The 15108-nt window shown below is 60.2% G+C and carries 18 protein-coding genes and 1 other RNA gene; 5 read left to right on the forward strand and 14 right to left on the reverse strand.

Annotated features, from left to right (window positions below):
- Nucleotide 1: 1 nt before the first annotated feature.
- The 14 genes from J7447_RS26245 to J7447_RS26310 all read right to left on the reverse strand — a co-directional run bounded on the left by J7447_RS26245 (nt 2) and on the right by J7447_RS26310 (nt 12615).
- The gene (locus J7447_RS26245; RefSeq protein WP_023003478.1) at nt 2-991 is read right to left on the reverse strand and encodes a flagellar motor protein MotA; all 990 of its coding nucleotides are present in this window, start codon (nt 989-991) and stop codon (nt 2-4) included.
- Nucleotides 992-1264: 273 nt separating this feature from the next.
- Entirely contained in the window at nt 1265-2071 is an 807-nt protein-coding gene (locus J7447_RS26250; protein WP_152505519.1) for an inositol monophosphatase family protein, read from the reverse strand.
- Between the two features lie 73 nt (nt 2072-2144).
- Nucleotides 2145-2708, reverse strand: coding sequence for an elongation factor P (gene efp / locus J7447_RS26255; protein WP_006932138.1), 564 nt, complete (start codon nt 2706-2708; stop codon nt 2145-2147).
- Between the two features lie 245 nt (nt 2709-2953).
- Nucleotides 2954-4114 (reverse strand): tetratricopeptide repeat protein, encoded by a 1161-nt coding sequence (locus J7447_RS26260; protein WP_075282843.1) that lies wholly within the window; start codon nt 4112-4114, stop codon nt 2954-2956.
- A 14-nt stretch (nt 4115-4128) separates the two neighbouring features.
- Nucleotides 4129-4770 (reverse strand): thiamine phosphate synthase, encoded by a 642-nt coding sequence (locus J7447_RS26265; RefSeq protein ID WP_051990114.1) that lies wholly within the window; start codon nt 4768-4770, stop codon nt 4129-4131.
- A gap of 116 nt (nt 4771-4886) precedes the next feature.
- Nucleotides 4887-5954 carry a class II fructose-bisphosphate aldolase gene (gene fba / locus J7447_RS26270; protein WP_023003474.1) on the reverse strand — a complete coding sequence of 356 codons (1068 nt, stop codon included), beginning with the start codon at nt 5952-5954 and terminating at the stop codon, nt 4887-4889.
- 234 nt (nt 5955-6188) lie between these two features.
- Nucleotides 6189-6557 carry a VOC family protein gene (locus J7447_RS26275; RefSeq protein WP_209171436.1) on the reverse strand — a complete coding sequence of 123 codons (369 nt, stop codon included), beginning with the start codon at nt 6555-6557 and terminating at the stop codon, nt 6189-6191.
- A gap of 24 nt (nt 6558-6581) precedes the next feature.
- Complete coding sequence (locus tag J7447_RS26280; protein ID WP_209171437.1) at nt 6582-7775, reverse strand: phosphoglycerate kinase; 1194 nt, start codon at nt 7773-7775, stop codon at nt 6582-6584.
- A 28-nt stretch (nt 7776-7803) separates the two neighbouring features.
- Nucleotides 7804-8427 (reverse strand): LysE family transporter, encoded by a 624-nt coding sequence (locus tag J7447_RS26285; RefSeq protein ID WP_023003471.1) that lies wholly within the window; start codon nt 8425-8427, stop codon nt 7804-7806.
- Between the two features lie 40 nt (nt 8428-8467).
- Nucleotides 8468-8641 carry a hypothetical protein gene (locus tag J7447_RS26290; RefSeq protein WP_023003470.1) on the reverse strand — a complete coding sequence of 58 codons (174 nt, stop codon included), beginning with the start codon at nt 8639-8641 and terminating at the stop codon, nt 8468-8470.
- Nucleotides 8642-8663: 22 nt separating this feature from the next.
- Nucleotides 8664-8852, reverse strand: coding sequence for a hypothetical protein (locus tag J7447_RS26295; RefSeq protein ID WP_023003469.1), 189 nt, complete (start codon nt 8850-8852; stop codon nt 8664-8666).
- Between the two features lie 163 nt (nt 8853-9015).
- Entirely contained in the window at nt 9016-10026 is a 1011-nt protein-coding gene (gene gap, locus J7447_RS26300; protein ID WP_023003466.1) for a type I glyceraldehyde-3-phosphate dehydrogenase, read from the reverse strand.
- A gap of 144 nt (nt 10027-10170) precedes the next feature.
- Nucleotides 10171-12159, reverse strand: a complete 1989-nt coding sequence (gene tkt, locus J7447_RS26305) for a transketolase (protein WP_031270523.1) — start codon at nt 12157-12159, stop codon at nt 10171-10173.
- A gap of 84 nt (nt 12160-12243) precedes the next feature.
- Nucleotides 12244-12615, reverse strand: coding sequence for a hypothetical protein (locus J7447_RS26310; protein WP_023003462.1), 372 nt, complete (start codon nt 12613-12615; stop codon nt 12244-12246).
- Here J7447_RS26310 and J7447_RS26315 point away from each other — a divergent pair.
- The 5 genes from J7447_RS26315 (at nt 12614) to J7447_RS26335 (ending at nt 15038) form a co-directional block, all read left to right on the forward strand.
- Nucleotides 12614-12892, forward strand: a complete 279-nt coding sequence (locus J7447_RS26315) for a DUF4164 domain-containing protein (protein WP_023003460.1) — start codon at nt 12614-12616, stop codon at nt 12890-12892. The two genes, J7447_RS26310 and J7447_RS26315, sit on opposite strands and share 2 nt — an antisense overlap.
- A 6-nt stretch (nt 12893-12898) precedes the next feature.
- Nucleotides 12899-13279: a cell division protein ZapA gene (locus J7447_RS26320; protein WP_023003457.1), complete on the forward strand. Its 381-nt coding sequence runs from the start codon at nt 12899-12901 to the stop codon at nt 13277-13279.
- 108 nt (nt 13280-13387) lie between these two features.
- Nucleotides 13388-13542, forward strand: a non-coding RNA gene (gene ssrS, locus J7447_RS26325) — 6S RNA.
- Nucleotides 13543-13586: 44 nt separating this feature from the next.
- A complete protein-coding gene (locus J7447_RS26330) occupies nt 13587-14165 on the forward strand; it encodes a 5-formyltetrahydrofolate cyclo-ligase (protein ID WP_062487054.1) in 579 nt (192 codons plus the stop codon).
- A 42-nt stretch (nt 14166-14207) separates the two neighbouring features.
- Entirely contained in the window at nt 14208-15038 is an 831-nt protein-coding gene (locus J7447_RS26335) for a TIGR00282 family metallophosphoesterase (RefSeq protein ID WP_055661200.1), read from the forward strand.
- Nucleotides 15039-15108: the final 70 nt, after the last annotated feature.

The following is a 15108-nucleotide window of genomic DNA, read 5'->3' on the forward strand; positions in this document are numbered from 1 at the left end:
TCTACTCCTTCGCGCGGTCGAAAGCGGCTGCGATCGAGGACAGGAGCCCTTCGATGCGCTTTTGCTGTTCGCCCTGGGCCTCGGCCCAGTCGCGCATCATCTGCTGTTCGGAGCGCACATGTTTGACGAGGCCCTGAATGCCTTCGGCCAGATTGGCCATGGCCTGGTTGGCATTCTTGCTGCCGCCTTCCTCAACGCTTTTCTGCAGGGCGGAGATCGAGGCCTGTATCTGTTCGACGCCGGGTGAATCCGGGGCATTGAACAGGCTTTCTTCCGGATCGATGTCAGTGACCGTGGACAGCCAGTCTTCAAGCTCGTTGTAGAACCGGTTCTGGGCCTGTCCCGCCTGCAGATCCAGGAAGCCGAGTACAAGCGAGCCCGTCAGACCGAAGAGCGAGGACGAAAAGGCCGTGCCCATGCCAGAGAGCGGCGCTTCCAGGCCAGCTTTCAGATCTTCGAAGATCACATTGGCATCACCCGAGCCGACGTCGAGCGACTGGATGGTCGCGCCGACCGAGCTGACGGTCTGGAGCAGGCCCCAGAACGTGCCGAGCAGGCCGAGGAACACCAGGAGGCCTGTGAGGTAGCGCGACATCTCGCGGCTTTCCTCAAGACGCATTCCGATGGAATCGAGGATCGAGCGGGCGGTGGTTGGCGTCAGGGCCATGTCGCCGGACTTGTTGCCGAGCAAGGCAGCCATCGGCGCCAGCAGCACCGGCGAACGCGTGTCGAGGCCCGGGTCGCCGATCCGGAAACTGTTGACCCAGGAGATTTCCGGGAACAGGCGGATCACGCGGCCGAAGAGCAGCAGCACACCGAACACGCCGACAAGCACGATCAGGCCATTCAGACCCGGGTTGCTCATGAAGGCCGTCGAAATCTGCGGGAACAGGATGAAGGCGATGAAGGCAACGATCACCAGAAAGATGATCATGAAGGTCAGATAGGCCCGCGGACTGGACAGGCTGTAGGGGTCAAATTCACGGGCCATATTGCGTTATCAATCACCTGAATTGGACGTAACTGATTGATAGCGTGATTTTTAACGGCTTGGAAACCTCGAATTGCCGAAGAGACCCGAATAAAGTCTGGAAAGCCCGAAAACCGCCGGGTTTATCCAAAGGCCTTCTCATGAAGAGACGGGTCGTGGGGCCCGTCTCCCGGGGTGGGCGGTTTGCGCCGCACCTCTTTCAGGTCAGCGTCATGCGCTTTTCGAAGATGAAAGTGTTCGCGTCGCGGTGCTGCCGGGAAGTGCTGGAGGCAATCAGCCCTGAGCCGGGGTTGCCGCCTTTTTCAGGAGCTGCAGCAGGTATTTGTGGGCGTCTTCGTTGCCGACAACCACATCGCCGCTTTCCAGCATCTTGTTCTTGCCCTGAAGATCGCTGACGAAACCACCGGCTTCGCGCACCATCAGGAGGCCGGCCGCAATGTCCCAGCTGTTCAGGTTGCGCTCCCAGAAGCCGTCGAGACGGCCGGACGCGGTCCAGGCAAGATCGAGGGCAGCTGCGCCGCAGCGGCGGATGCCAGCGACTTCCGGCATGATGTAGCGCAGCTCGCGCAGTGTCCGGCCATGGTCGCCCGACCCGATGAAGGGCAGGCCGGTGCCGAACACCATCTCATGCAATTCGGTGCGGCCTGCAACCCGCAGGCGACGGTCGTTCAGGAAGGCGCCGCGACCGCGTTCAGCGGTGTAGAGCTCATCCATCACCGGATTGTAGATGACGCCAGCCACGATCTCGCCAGCCCGCTCCAGTGCGATGGAGGTGGCGAAGATCGGAATGCCGTGCAGGAAGTTGGTGGTGCCGTCGAGCGGGTCGACATGCCAGCGATGCTGGCCGTCGGTTCCTTCAACTTCACCGCTTTCTTCCATGACCAGCCCGAAGGTCGGGCGGGCCTTGGTCAGTTCGGCGCGCACAATGTCCTCGGCGCGGCGGTCTGCAGCCGAGACGAAATCGCCGGGTCCCTTGCGGGACACCTGAAGGTTTTCAACTTCACCGAAATCGCGAACCAGAGAACGTCCGGCTTTCGTTGCGGCTTGAACCATCACGTTGAGGAGAGCTGTGCGGGCCATTGTTTGTCACTTGTTGTTGGGCGCCGCCCGGCAAAATCCGGGCGCGCCAATTTGAAGTCTTGCCGGGAGGAGATCAGTCCGCGCGGCGGACGTATTCCAGTGAACCGGTGTCGACGATGATCTTTTCGCCGGCGGTGATGAACGGAGGTACCATCACGCGGACGCCGTTTTCCATGAGCGCGGGCTTGTAGGACGAAGACTGGGTCTGGCCCTTCACCACCGCGTCGGCTTCCCGGATTTCCAGGGTCACGAACTGCGGCAGGGTGATGCCGATCGGGCGCTCTTCATGCAGTTCGACGGTCACCATCATGCCGTCCTGCAGGAAAGCGGCGCGGTCGCCAACGAAATCAGCCTGAAGTTCCAGCTGCTCGTAGGTTTCGGTGTCCATAAAAATCAGCATGTCTTCCTGTGTGAAGAGATACTGGAAGTCTTTTTGCTCCAGACGGACGCGCTCGACCTTGTCTTCGGAGCGGAAACGCTCGTTGAGCTTGCGGCCATCGAGCAGGTTTTTCATTTCAACCTGTGCGAAGGCACCGCCTTTGCCTGGCTTGACGTGTTGGACTTTGACAACCGCCCAAAGCGTGTCCTGGTGCTGAAGCACGTTACCGGGCTTTATTTCGTTTCCGTTGATTTTCATGGAACGACCGACTGTTTGATTTGTTTGGATCTTAGGGTCTGTTGACCATTAGAAATCCGCCGCGTCCGGTGGAAACTCCACCCAAACCACGACAAAACTCCAAAACTCAACAGAACCTTTAGCAGGGCGAGACCGGCGGGCCGCCGATGCGCCTGAAATTTGCTCGCGCCTGTCCACCACAAAAGCCGGTGGAGTTCAAGGAAAAAAGGCAAACATCCTTACGATTCCGCGCTTCCTCGCAAGGTTTACGGAGATTCCTTGCCGGGCTCCTCCGACGGGGCCATCAATGTGGCCGAATATTGTTCGGCCAGCTTGCGCGCTTCATCCATAGTGGTTTCGTCCAGACTTTCGATAATCCGGTCGAGCGAGAAATCGGAAACACCCAAGGTGCGGGCAATCAGGTGCCAGCCCGCTGCGGCGGCAAAATCCTGTTCCCGACCACGGCCGTAGGCATAGGTCCGTGCCAGCCGGTTCATCGCGACCGGGTTGCCGGACGTGGCGGCCCGCTCGAACCAGTCGGCGGCTTCCGTCTCGTTCGGATCGACGCCCTTACCCTGGAACCGCAGAATGCCGTAGTAAACCTGCGCCGAAGTGTGTCCGCGGCGGGCTGCACGGCCAAGCCAGAACGCACCCAGGCCGGGGTCGTTCAGCCCGGTCTGGGCTTCCAGATAGGAAAGGCCAAGCGCGTATTGCGCTTCGGGATCGTTTAGCTGGGCGGCTTCTTCCAGCAGTTCTCGCGATTTCTTCTCGTCGAAGGGGCGGCCTTCGCCTTCCTCGTAGAGCAGGGCGAGATTGTAGAGCGCAGACGCATTGCCCGCGTTGGCAGCCTCTTCGAACAGGTCCGCTGCCTTCTTCTTGTCGACTTCGACACCGGTACCGAGCAGATAGAGCTGGGCCAGCTGCATGGCAGAGCCGGTATCACCCTTGGCGGCGGCCAGGCTGTACCAGTCGGCAGCCTTGGCCTTGTCCTGATGAATACCGAGCCCAGCCTCGTGCAGCACGCCTAGCAGGGCCTGGGCGGCCTTGTCGCCCTGTTCCGCCAACGGGGTCGCAAGACCGAGCGCGGTCAGGAACCAGCCGCGTTGAAAAGCGGTGTACGCGGTATCAGCGTTGGCGACTTCGCCTTCTTCCAGTTTCGGTGGACCCGCGTCGACAATGCTCAGCAGTGTCTTGTCCTTGGTCGTGACGTCGATCAGCACCGGTAACGGTTTGCCATCCGGGCCTACTGGTACGTCCGGCACTGGCGCCGCGTCACCGGCCTCTGTTGTTTCGCTGGTGCCGGTGTTGTCCTGGGCAATGGCCGGAGAAAACGACACGGATGACAGCATTCCAGCTGCCAGCAACCCTGCCGCAAGCAGAAAGGGGGCGTGAAGTTTCCGGCGTAGGCTCGTTTCAGGTGTCGGCATGCATCCAGCTCTCGCTATTCGACTTCAGGAAAGGGATGGGCGTCCAGAATACGATTGGCTTCGGCAATCACGGATGAAATATCCGTGTCCGGTTGCCAGGCAGCATCCTTGAGGGCAACAAAATCTGCTCCGGTCGCGGCAACGTCTCCCAGGGTTTCTAGCGTGTTGCCGGCAAGTGCGACGCAGGGTGTTTCGAACAGTTCTGCCCACCAGGAGGCGCTGGCCAGGGTCCTGTCATGGGCCTCGGCCTTTTCAGGCAGGTCCAGCTTGCCGAAGAAGATGTAGTCGACCCCTGTTTCGGCCCATTCCATGGAATCATGTTTCAGCTTGGTGCCGCCGGTGCCGACGATACGATCGGGTTTGAAGCTTTCCACGGCCAGCTTCAGGTCTTCCAGCGAGGTGTCGACGTGGACGCCGTCGGCGCCGCTGCGTCCGGCTGCCTGGGTATCGCGATAGACGATGGCCGCCGCACCACCTTCCTGGATGATCGGAACAAGTTCGCTGGCAGCGGCTTGCAGATCCTTGGTGCTGGCGCCAGGGCGGTAGATCATCACGCAAGCGATGTCACCACCGGTGAAGGCCTGTTTGAGCTTTGCCGCCATGTCGGCGGTGTCAAATTCCGGCGGCGTCACGAGAAAGAGGCGGGGACGGTTCACTTGTGCGGTCCTGATTGATGTCTGATCGGGATTTTGTCCCTAAAGACGGCGAAAGAGGGACGCAAGGCCCCTCTTTCAATAAAGTGAAAGAATTTCTCTGCCGGTCCGGCCGAAAATCAGGCGATCTTCGGATCCAGTTCGCCAGACTGATAGCGTTTCGCCATGTCGGCAAGCGTAACGATCTTCTTGATCTTGGACGCCTGGCCGGCCGTGTTGAAGGCTTCCAGACGCTCGATGCACAGCTTCTGCATGGCATCGCGGGCAGGCTTCAGATATTTGCGCGGATCGAACTCGCCCGGGTTCTCGCTCAGGATCTTGCGGATCTGACCGGTCATCGCCATGCGGTTGTCGGTGTCGATGTTGACCTTGCGCACACCGTTCTTGATGCCGCGCTGGATTTCTTCCACCGGCACACCCCAGGTCTGCGGCATCTGGCCACCATACTGGTTGATGATGTCCTGCAGGTCCTGCGGCACGGAAGACGACCCATGCATGACAAGGTGGGTTTCCGGCAGGCGGCGGTGAATTTCCTCGATCACATGCATGGCAAGGATTTCGCCGTCCGGCTTGCGGGTGAACTTGTAGGCGCCGTGGCTGGTGCCCATGGCGATGGCAAGAGCGTCGACCTTGGTTTCCTGCACGAACTTGACGGCTTCTTCCGGGTCGGTCAGCAACTGGTCATGGCTGAGCTTGCCTTCCGCGCCGTGGCCGTCTTCCTTGTCGCCCATGCCGGTTTCAAGAGACCCCAGAACACCGAGTTCGCCCTCAACGGAGATGCCGCCCAGATGGGACATGTCGGTCACGGTCTTGGTGACGCCGACGTTGTAGTCCCAGTTTGCCGGGGTCTTGCCGTCGGCTTCAAGGGAACCGTCCATCATCACAGAGGTGAAGCCAGCCTGGATGGCCGTCATGCAGGTTTGCGGAGCATTGCCGTGGTCCAGATGCACGCAGACCGGAATATGCGGATAGATTTCCACGACTGCGTCCATCATGTGCTTCAGCATCACGTCGTGGGCATAGGACCTGGCACCGCGGGAGGCCTGGATGATAACCGGGGCGTCGGTCTGGTCCGCCGCAGCCATGATCGCCAGTGCCTGCTCCATGTTGTTGATATTGAACGCCGGAACGCCGTAGTCGTGTTCAGCAGCATGATCAAGAAGCTGGCGGAGGGTGATACGTGCCATCAAAAATCTCCAGAGGGTCCGGTTCCAATGAGCCGACAAGGTTCGCGAAAAATCACGACACCTATTTTGCGGTGCGTCAAGTCCCGCTGGTTCTAACAAGATTTGTGGCCATTTAAAGAGGGCCGGCTTCGCTTAAATCAATTAAAATACAAGGGTCTGCCGGAAATCGTGTTGGCAGATTTAATTTGCGGATCGAATTAAATTGAGGCGGTCAGTACCACCGCCCGGCGAGTTTTAAACCGGCGAACTGATATCGACAAATGTTCCGGCCGGATCTCTGACAATCATCCGCATCTGGCCATAGGGCATTTCGCGAGGTGCCTCGACCACGTTCACACCGAGTGTCAGGGCACACTTGTATACCGTTGAACAGTCGTCGACGACAAAGGTCAGGATCACACCTGCGGTGGCACGCTGGGCACGTGCCGGGACAATCTCGCTGGTCTGTTTCAGGATGCCCAGCTCGAGGGCCGGGTTATCGGCATCGGCAAGGTTTACAAACCAGTCGGACACGAATTGCGGCTGCAGGCCCAAGAGGTTCTGATAGAAGGCCGCCGTTGCGGCGACCTCCTCGGTCAGAATGTTGGTGAAACAGCGTTGCATGACAGATTTCACCCCGCTTCGATGTCAGGCTTCGAGTGCTTTCACCCCCGGCAGTTCCTTGCCTTCCAGCCATTCCAGGAAGGCGCCGCCGGCTGTGGAGACATAGGAGAAATCGTCAGCCGCTCCCGCGTGGTTGAGCGCTGCGACGGTGTCGCCGCCACCGGCTACGGAATTCAGCTTGCCCGCCTTGGTGTTGGCAGCGGCATGCTTGGCAGCCGCAACGGTTGCGGTGTCGAACGGGGCGATCTCGAACGCGCCCAGGGGGCCATTCCAGACCAGGGTCCTGGCGGCGTCGATCTTGGTTTTCACCGTTTCGATGGATGCTGCGCCGACATCGAGGATCATGCTGTCTGCCGGGATGGCGTCGAGCGAAACAGTTTCGTTGTCCGCGCCGGCCTTGAATTCCCTGGCAACAACGGCATCGGCAGGCAAGACGATCTCACAACCGGCCTTGTCGGCTGCGGTCATGATGCGTTTTGCGGTTTCGGCCAGATCATGCTCGCACAGCGACTTGCCGACGTCCGTGCCTTGTGCGGCCAGGAAGGTGTTGGCCATGCCGCCGCCGATAACAAGCATGTCGACCTTGGCAACGAGGTTTTCCAGCAGATCGATCTTGGAAGAAACTTTCGCACCGCCGACAACGGCGAGAACCGGACGAACAGGATTGCCGAGCGCGGAGCCCAGGGCTTCCAGTTCCGCCTGCATGGTGCGGCCGGCATAGGCTGGCAGAAGCCGGGCAATGCCCTCGGTGGAACCGTGGGCCCTGTGTGCCGCCGAAAAGGCGTCGTTGACATAGATGTCGCCGTTGGCGGCCAGAGCCTTGGCGAAGTCCGGGTCGTTCTTTTCTTCACCGGCATGGAAGCGGGTGTTTTCCAGCAGCAGGACATCGCCATCGACCATCACGTCGACAGCATCCTTTGCCGCCTGGCCGATGCAGTCGTCTGCAAAGACAACGGGTCTGCCAAGCAGGCCGGCAACCGCCAGGGCGACCGGGCCGAGCGACATGTCGGCAACGCGCGCGCCTTTCGGGCGGCCGAAATGGGCGAGCAGGATGACCTTTGCCTTCTTGTCGGACAATTCCCGGATGGTCGGCAGGACCCGCTCGATACGGGTGGTATCTGAAACCTTGCCGCCGTCCATCGGCACGTTGAGGTCGACGCGGACCAGAACGCGTTTGCCTGCAATGTCAGTCAGATCATCGAGAGTTTTGAAAGCCATTGATTTACCTGTTGGAAATCGCCCGTCTTCAAGGACGGCTGGAGTTGGTGGAAACGGCGATGCCGATGCCGAACAAGGTCAGGAGAATGCCAAAGGACCGTTCCATCCAGAGCTTGGCACGCATGAACTTGAGGCGTACGGCGGGAAGTGTGAAGAAGACGGTCACCAGAACAAACCAAAGGAACACGCCGCCCGCCATGATCACGCCGTAACCGATCTGGGTCCAGAGCGGCGTTTCGGGGGACGTCACCTGCAGAAACACCGAAAGGGCGAACATGGTGGCTTTCGGATTGGTCACGTTGGTGAAGAAGCCCCAGCGAAGCGCGCGGAAGGGCGACATGCCGGACAGGGCACCGTCGGCCGGCATCTCCTTGGATGCCGTGCGGTACATGGTGACGCCCAGGAAAACAAGGTAGGCAGCGCCGATCAGTTTCAGCGCGTTGAAGAGCAGGATCGACTGGGAAACGATCAGGCCGATACCCGCCAGTGCGTAAGTGACGTGTACGCCGAGGGCCAGCGCGATGCCGAGCGCAGTCATGATGCCGGCGAGCCGTCCGCCGATGAGGGCATTGCGCAGGACAACGGCAAAGTCGGGCCCGGGAACGATTGCGACCACGACGGTCAGCGAAATGACGGTGAGCAGTTCGAGCAAGCAGGGAACTCCGGGAAGGATAAGGATCGAACAGGGAGAGTTATCGATCTGGCGGTGATTGAAGGTTGGCCATCGTTTCGGACTTTTGTCCGTCAACATCCGGCTGCCAGGACCGTTTGGTGTTTCTTGCGGAGCGTTCCTTCGACCGTTCCACGAAATAGAAGCCGACGCCGATCAGGACAACAAATACGATCAGAAAAGTCAGCGTGGTCATGGTCAGGATCCTTCAATTGGACTCAGGAATTTCCAGCCGGGGAATCCGGCTTTCGCAAGACATCGGTATTGAGGCTGCCCATGTCAGGCTCATCGTCCTGATCTGAAGGGAACCGTTCGTTGTCCCGCTTCATATCGAGCCAGTAGAACCCGAAACCCACAAGGCAACCAACCGCGAACAACGACCCAAGAATGACCAGTAGAGCGGTCATGACGGCGTCTCCAGGATTGAACTGCAAGTCTGCAGCACCAGTCTACATGACCTTTGCCCCGGGGCTATGCCTGAATCGAGAAAGTTTTTTGCGGCTTTGCCGGAAAGACATCCATACCGACAAAAAAGACGCCGGATGAACCGGCGTCTTTCGAAGGCAGGGATCAGATGAGCTTTGCCATCGCCACGGCCGTGTCGGCCATGCGGTTGGAGAAGCCCCATTCGTTGTCGTACCAGGACAGGATGCGCACGAAAGTGCCGTCCATGACCTTGGTCTGGTCGCAATGGAAGACCGAGGAATGGCTGTCATGGTTGAAGTCCATCGAAACCAGCTTGTCTTCGGTGTAGCCGAGCACGCCCTTCAGCTTGCCGTTTGCGGCTGCCTTGATGGCTTCGTTGATTTCTTCAACGGTGGTGTCGCGCTTGGCGATGAAGTTCAGGTCGACCACGGAAACGTTCGGGGTCGGGACACGAATGGCCACACCGTCCATCTTGCCGGCCAGGTCCGGCAGTACCAGGCCGACGGCCTTTGCAGCGCCGGTGGAGGTCGGGATCATGGACATGGCCGCAGCACGAGCGCGGTAGAGATCCTTGTGCATGGTGTCCAGCGTCGGCTGGTCACCGGTGTACGAGTGGATCGTGGTCATGAAACCTTTTTCAATGCCGATGGTTTCGTTCAGCACATAGGCGACCGGGGACAGGCAGTTGGTGGTGCAGGACGCGTTGGATACGACCAGGTCGTTTGCGGTCAGCGCATCGTGGTTGACACCGTAGACGATGGTCTTGTCGGCGCCGTCGGCCGGGGCGGAGACCAGAACGCGCTTGGCGCCGGCTTCCAGATGCATGGAGGCCTTTTCCTTGGCGGTGAAGATGCCGGTGCATTCCATGGCGACTTCAACGCCAAGCTCGCCCCAGGGCAGTTCCTTCGGGTCGCGGATCGCGGTCACCTTGATCGGCTTGCCGCCACCGACGGAAATGGTGTCGCCATCGACCTTGACCTCTGCCGGGAAACGGCCGTGCACGCTGTCGTAACGCAGCAGATGCGCGTTGGTCTCGACCGGGCCGAGATCGTTGATCGCAACGACTTCAATGTCGGTGCGGCCGGATTCGACGATAGCACGCAGCACATTGCGGCCGATGCGTCCAAATCCATTGATTGCTACCTTGGTTACCATAATCCACTCCCGCAATCTTCGGTGTGCCTCAGAAGGGGCTAAACCGATTTAAAAACCACATAGTGTGGTCACTTGAAAAGCACTTGATGTGCCCGTAGGCCCGGCACCATAGGAGGAAGTCTTGGTGCCGGGAATTGATTTCGGTTAAACGCTGAGCTTTGCCTTGGCGGCCGCAACCACGGCGTCCGCCGTGATGCCGAAATGCTCGTAGAGTTCCTTGTAAGGCGCGCTCGCGCCAAAGCCGGTCATGCCCACAAAGATACCGTCCGCACCAATAAAGCGGTCCCAGCCCATGCGGATGCCGGCTTCAACGGCGATCTTGACCGGGCTGTTGCCGATGACGGCGGCCTTGTAGTCGTCTGACTGTGCTTCGAAGAGCTCGTACGACGGAACGGAGACAACGCGCACGGCGATGCCGGCCGTGCTCAGGTCCTTTTGCGCGTTGACGGCGATTTCGACTTCCGAACCGGTCGCGAAGATGGTCACGGCCGCGTCTTCGTCGCTGTCGATCAGCACATAGGCACCCTTGGCGCAGAGGTTGTTTTCCTCATAGGTCTTGCGCAGCGACGGCAGGTTCTGACGGGTCAGTGCCAGGACCGACGGTCCGTCGCGGTTCTCCAGCGACAGCTGCCAGCACTCGAGTGTCTCGGTGATGTCGGCCGGGCGGAAGAAGGTCAGGTTCGGGATCGCGCGCAGGGCGGCGAAATGTTCCACCGGCTGGTGGGTCGGACCGTCTTCGCCAAGACCGATGGAATCATGGGTCATGACGTGAATGACCCGCTGGCCCATGAGGGCTGCGAGGCGGATCGACGGACGGCAGTAATCGGAGAAGATCAGGAAGCCGCCGGAATAGGGGATCAGGCCGCCGTGCAGAGCCATGCCGTTCATGGCTGCCGCCATGCCGTGTTCACGGATGCCGTAGTGGATGTAACGGCCGGAGAAATCGTCCGGGGTAACTGGCGCGGTCTGAGGCGTCTTGGTGTTGTTGGAACCGGTCAGGTCAGCGGAGCCGCCAATGGTCTCCGGAACAACTTCGTTGATGACGCCCAGAACAGCTTCGGAAGCCTTGCGGGTCGCCATGGTCGGCTGTTCGTCGGCGAGCTTCTTCTTGTAGTCCAGAACGGCCTGGGTGAAGCCGGCCGGCAGGTCGCCACGATTGCGGCGCTCGAATTCGGCGCGGGTCTCGGCGTCAGCTTCGGCAAAGCGCTTCTGCCAGTCCTTGTGAGCCTGGGCGGAGCGAAGGCCGGCAATGCGCCAGGCGTCCAGAATGTCGCTTGGAACTTCAAACGGCGCGTGCGGCCAGTTGAGCGCGGCACGGGTGCCGGAAATTTCGTCTGCACCAAGCGGCGAGCCGTGAACCTTCGCGGTGCCGGCCTTGGTCGGTGCACCGAAGCCGATGGTGGTCTTGGCGGCGATCAGGGTCGGGCGGTCGCTGGCCTGTGCCTGGCGGATCGCGGCGGAAATGGCGACCGGATCGTGACCGTCGACGCTGAGCGTGTTCCAGCCGGAGGCGGCAAAACGGGCCTGCTGGTCGGTTGAATCGGTGATTTCGACCTTGCCGTCGATGGAGATGCCGTTGTCGTCCCAGATGACGATCAGCTTGTTGAGCTTCAGGTGACCCGCCAGCGACAGGGCTTCCTGGCTGATGCCTTCCATGAGACAGCCGTCACCGGCCAGCACATAGGTGTAGTGATCGACAAGATCCTCGCCGAAGCGGGTGGACTGCAGGCGCTCGGCGATGGCCATGCCGACCGCGTTGCCGAGACCCTGGCCGAGCGGGCCGGTGGTGGTCTCGATGCCAGCGCCGTGGCCGTATTCCGGGTGCCCGGCAGTGCGTGCGCCTAGCTGACGGAAATTCTTGATCTCGTCGAGGGAGAAGTCTTCATAGCCCAGCAGATACAGCAGGCTGTAAAGCAGCATCGAGCCGTGACCGGCGGACAGAACGAAGCGGTCGCGGTCGGCCCAGTTCGGGGATGTCGGATCGAATTTCAGGAATTCGGTAAAAAGAACTGTCGCGATATCCGCAGCGCCCATGGGCAGGCCGGGGTGACCGGAATTAGCCTTTTCCACGGCATCGATGGCAAGAAAGCGGATCGCATTTGCCATGCGCTGGTGTTTATCAAGATCGGTCATCGTGGTCCCGTTGCTTGCTTTGGAGCCCCCCTTGGCCGAAGCAGAGAGCCCGGCAAGGTTGTTTTGAGGTGCGTTGCTCAAGAATTAACACTCGTCAATCTCGAACAGGCGCCAGACAAATATCAGGAACGGCACCCGAGTCAATAAAGCTGGTTTGGGTCTTTTGAGGGCATTGCCGGGGAAGAATTTTTTCTTCCACGCGTTATAGAGTTGAGGATTCTGCCAATGGTGGCATTGACTGAGAGAAGTTGCGGTGCCTAAGCTCGACGCTCTAACAAAGATTTGCTTTTTCGCCGTGAAACGTGCTTTGCCGCGCATTCTCTGAAATGCCCGTAATTTGAGCAGCAACTCCAGGGTCGAAAGCGCCAAATCTCCAGTCTGACCTAGGAAGGAATGGGCGGACCGCCGCAGAAGAACGATTGGGACGACGTAATTAATGGCGGATGTCGACTGCATGGAAAAGACCAGCCTGGCCGATGCGGTAAAGCGGCTGGACAAAGCCGTCGGCAATCTCGAAGCGGCTGTCCAGCGCCGTCTTGATGCAGACAGGTCGCTCAATGCCCTGCAGGACGACCTGCAGCGGCTCGGCGAAGACCGTTCCCAACTGGCAGCCTCACTCGATGAAAGCGAAGCACGGGCTTCCCGGCTGGAAGAGGCCAACCGGGATGTCTCCCGGCGACTCGTCTCGGCAATGGAAACCATCCGCAGCGTGCTCGACGCGCACGGAGGCTAGGCGCATATGGCTCAGATCACGGTTACCATCAACGGCAAGTCCTTCCGCATGGCCTGCGATGACGGCGAGGAAGAACGCCTGATGGGCCTTGCTGCCCGTTTCGATGGCTGGATCAACGACTTGCGAGGCGCCTTCGGCGAAATCGGCGACCAGCGCCTGACGGTAATGGCCGGCATCATGGCGGCCGACCAGCTTTCGGAACTGGAGCGCAAGGTCGCCCGGCTTGAAGAACAGCTGGCCGATGCCAAAAAACAGCAGGTGGCCGCGCTCGACAACATGAGCCAGAACGAAGAAGAGCTGTCGCGTGCCGTCAATACTGCCGCCGCTCGGATCGAAAGCCTTGCGGACGGTCTTTCCAAGAGCTTGCGGGCCCAGGACAACGCCTGAGGCGACCGCCTTTCCGGCCAGACGGCAACGGAGAGTGCCCGCAACTTCGTTTGTGATGAAATCCATGCCGCACTGGTAATTGCCGCCGCACCGGATTATATGCGGTACTTGCGGCTGCCCGATACGTCAGGAACATTATCCCCGGGGCCTTACGCATTCCCTTGGGAGCTGTCCCTGCGCTGGGCCGTGGTCCGTTGCATACGGCGCCCACCTACATTGTAGGTTTCCCGGGATTGCAAATCCAACGGTCGGGCGGCTGCGCGTTTCCTTTTCAGGACGCGGGCCGATCCATTCTATTCGAGGCCCCATGACCGACCTTTCCTCCATTGCTGCCGAAAAAGACAGTCTCCGCAAGCAGGTGCTTGCCCGCCGCAAGGCAATGCCGGAGGTGGAGCGGATCGAACACAGCCTGATGCTCAGCGATCACGCCGAAGATCTGCCGCTGCCGGCAGGAGCAGTTGTTGCCGGGTTCTGGCCGATCCGGGACGAAATCGACCCGCGCCCGCTGATGGACCGCCTGCGCCAGCTTGGGCACCCCCTGTGCCTGCCCGTGATGACCGGCCCGAGCCTCATATTTCGCCGCCTGGAGCGGGATACGGAACTGGTTTCCGCCGGTTTCGGTACCTCCGAACCCGGCCCCTCTGCCGAGGAAGTGCGCCCGGATGTTCTTCTGATGCCGCTTGCCGGCTTTGACGGCAAAGGCACGCGCATCGGTTACGGCAAGGCTTTTTACGACATTACAATTGCGCAGCTGCAACACTCCGGGCCCCTTTTGTGCATCGGGCTTGCCTTTTCCGTGCAGGAGGTTGACCGCGTCCCCGCGGAAGCGCATGACAAGCCGTTGAATGGGATTCTGACCGAGCAGGGGTACCGGGCGTTCGGCTGACGGCGAAAGTGATCGCCGAAGCAGGCCGCCCAGTGAGGATATATGCGTATTCTGTTTCTGGGCGATCTTGTCGGCCGCGTGGGCCGTACCGCCGTCATTGAGCAATTGCCGGAGCTGGTGGAAAGCAACCAGCTCGATTTCGTGATCGTCAACGGTGAGAACGCTGCGTCCGGGTTTGGCATTACCGAAACGATCCTGCAGGACGTTCTGGATGCGGGCGCCGACGTCGTGACCACCGGCAACCACGTGTGGGACCAGCGTGACACCCTGGTCTATATCGAGCGACAGGACAGGCTGCTTCGGCCGGTCAATTACCCATCCGGGACACCGGGGCGCGGCGCTCACCTCTTCACGGCCAGAAACGGCGCAAGGGTGATGGTGGCCAATGTGATGGGCCGTGTTTACATGGATGCGCTCGACGATCCCTTCGCTGCCATCGACAACGTCATCAACGGGTGTCCGCTTGGCGATGTGGCCGATGCCATCATCGTCGACATGCATGCCGAGGCCACCAGCGAGAAACAGGCCATGGGCCACTTCCTGGATGGCCGAGTCAGTCTCGTTGTCGGAACGCACACCCATGTGCCGACAGCCGATCACCAGATCCTGGAAAACGGCACGGCCTACATGTCCGATGCGGGCATGTGCGGTGCTTATGACAGCGTTCTGGGCATGGACAAGGAAGAGCCGGTCAATCGGTTCCAGCGCAAGATACCAAGCTCCCGGTTCACACCGGCAACAGGCGATCCGACCATCTGCGGTGTCGCCATCGAGACGGACGATCGGACCGGGCTTGCCGAGCGGGTTGCGCCGCTTCGCATAGGTGGCCGGCTGGAGCCTGTGATCCCGTCCTTCTGGCCGAACGGGGCCTGACCACGGCCGAGAATTTCTCTGCGCTGGATTTTCCGGGTCAACTTGCCTATAAGCGGCGCAGTTTTCACTG

The sequence above is a fragment of the Labrenzia sp. R5_0 genome (assembly GCF_017743835.1).
Taxonomy (GTDB): Bacteria; Pseudomonadota; Alphaproteobacteria; order Rhizobiales; family Stappiaceae; genus Roseibium; species Roseibium algicola.

Coding starts and splice junctions, on each gene's coding strand:
- J7447_RS26250 (WP_152505519.1), bottom strand. CDS start 2,071: ATGGCCCGCACAGCTCTCCTCAACGTGATGGTTCAAGCCGCAACGAAA.
- tkt (WP_031270523.1), bottom strand. CDS start 12,159: ATGACCGATCTTGATAAACACCAGCGCATGGCAAATGCGATCCGCTTT.
- fba (WP_023003474.1), bottom strand. CDS start 5,954: ATGGCACGTATCACCCTCCGCCAGCTTCTTGATCATGCTGCTGAACAC.
- J7447_RS26315 (WP_023003460.1), top strand. CDS start 12,614: ATGGAAAAGACCAGCCTGGCCGATGCGGTAAAGCGGCTGGACAAAGCC.
- gap (WP_023003466.1), bottom strand. CDS start 10,026: ATGGTAACCAAGGTAGCAATCAATGGATTTGGACGCATCGGCCGCAAT.
- J7447_RS26280 (WP_209171437.1), bottom strand. CDS start 7,775: ATGGCTTTCAAAACTCTCGATGATCTGACTGACATTGCAGGCAAACGC.
- J7447_RS26290 (WP_023003470.1), bottom strand. CDS start 8,641: ATGACCACGCTGACTTTTCTGATCGTATTTGTTGTCCTGATCGGCGTC.
- J7447_RS26320 (WP_023003457.1), top strand. CDS start 12,899: ATGGCTCAGATCACGGTTACCATCAACGGCAAGTCCTTCCGCATGGCC.
- J7447_RS26260 (WP_075282843.1), bottom strand. CDS start 4,114: ATGCCGACACCTGAAACGAGCCTACGCCGGAAACTTCACGCCCCCTTT.
- J7447_RS26245 (WP_023003478.1), bottom strand. CDS start 991: ATGGCCCGTGAATTTGACCCCTACAGCCTGTCCAGTCCGCGGGCCTAT.
- efp (WP_006932138.1), bottom strand. CDS start 2,708: ATGAAAATCAACGGAAACGAAATAAAGCCCGGTAACGTGCTTCAGCAC.
- J7447_RS26335 (WP_055661200.1), top strand. CDS start 14,208: ATGCGTATTCTGTTTCTGGGCGATCTTGTCGGCCGCGTGGGCCGTACC.
- J7447_RS26310 (WP_023003462.1), bottom strand. CDS start 12,615: ATGCAGTCGACATCCGCCATTAATTACGTCGTCCCAATCGTTCTTCTG.
- J7447_RS26275 (WP_209171436.1), bottom strand. CDS start 6,557: ATGCAACGCTGTTTCACCAACATTCTGACCGAGGAGGTCGCCGCAACG.
- J7447_RS26295 (WP_023003469.1), bottom strand. CDS start 8,852: ATGACCGCTCTACTGGTCATTCTTGGGTCGTTGTTCGCGGTTGGTTGC.
- J7447_RS26330 (WP_062487054.1), top strand. CDS start 13,587: ATGACCGACCTTTCCTCCATTGCTGCCGAAAAAGACAGTCTCCGCAAG.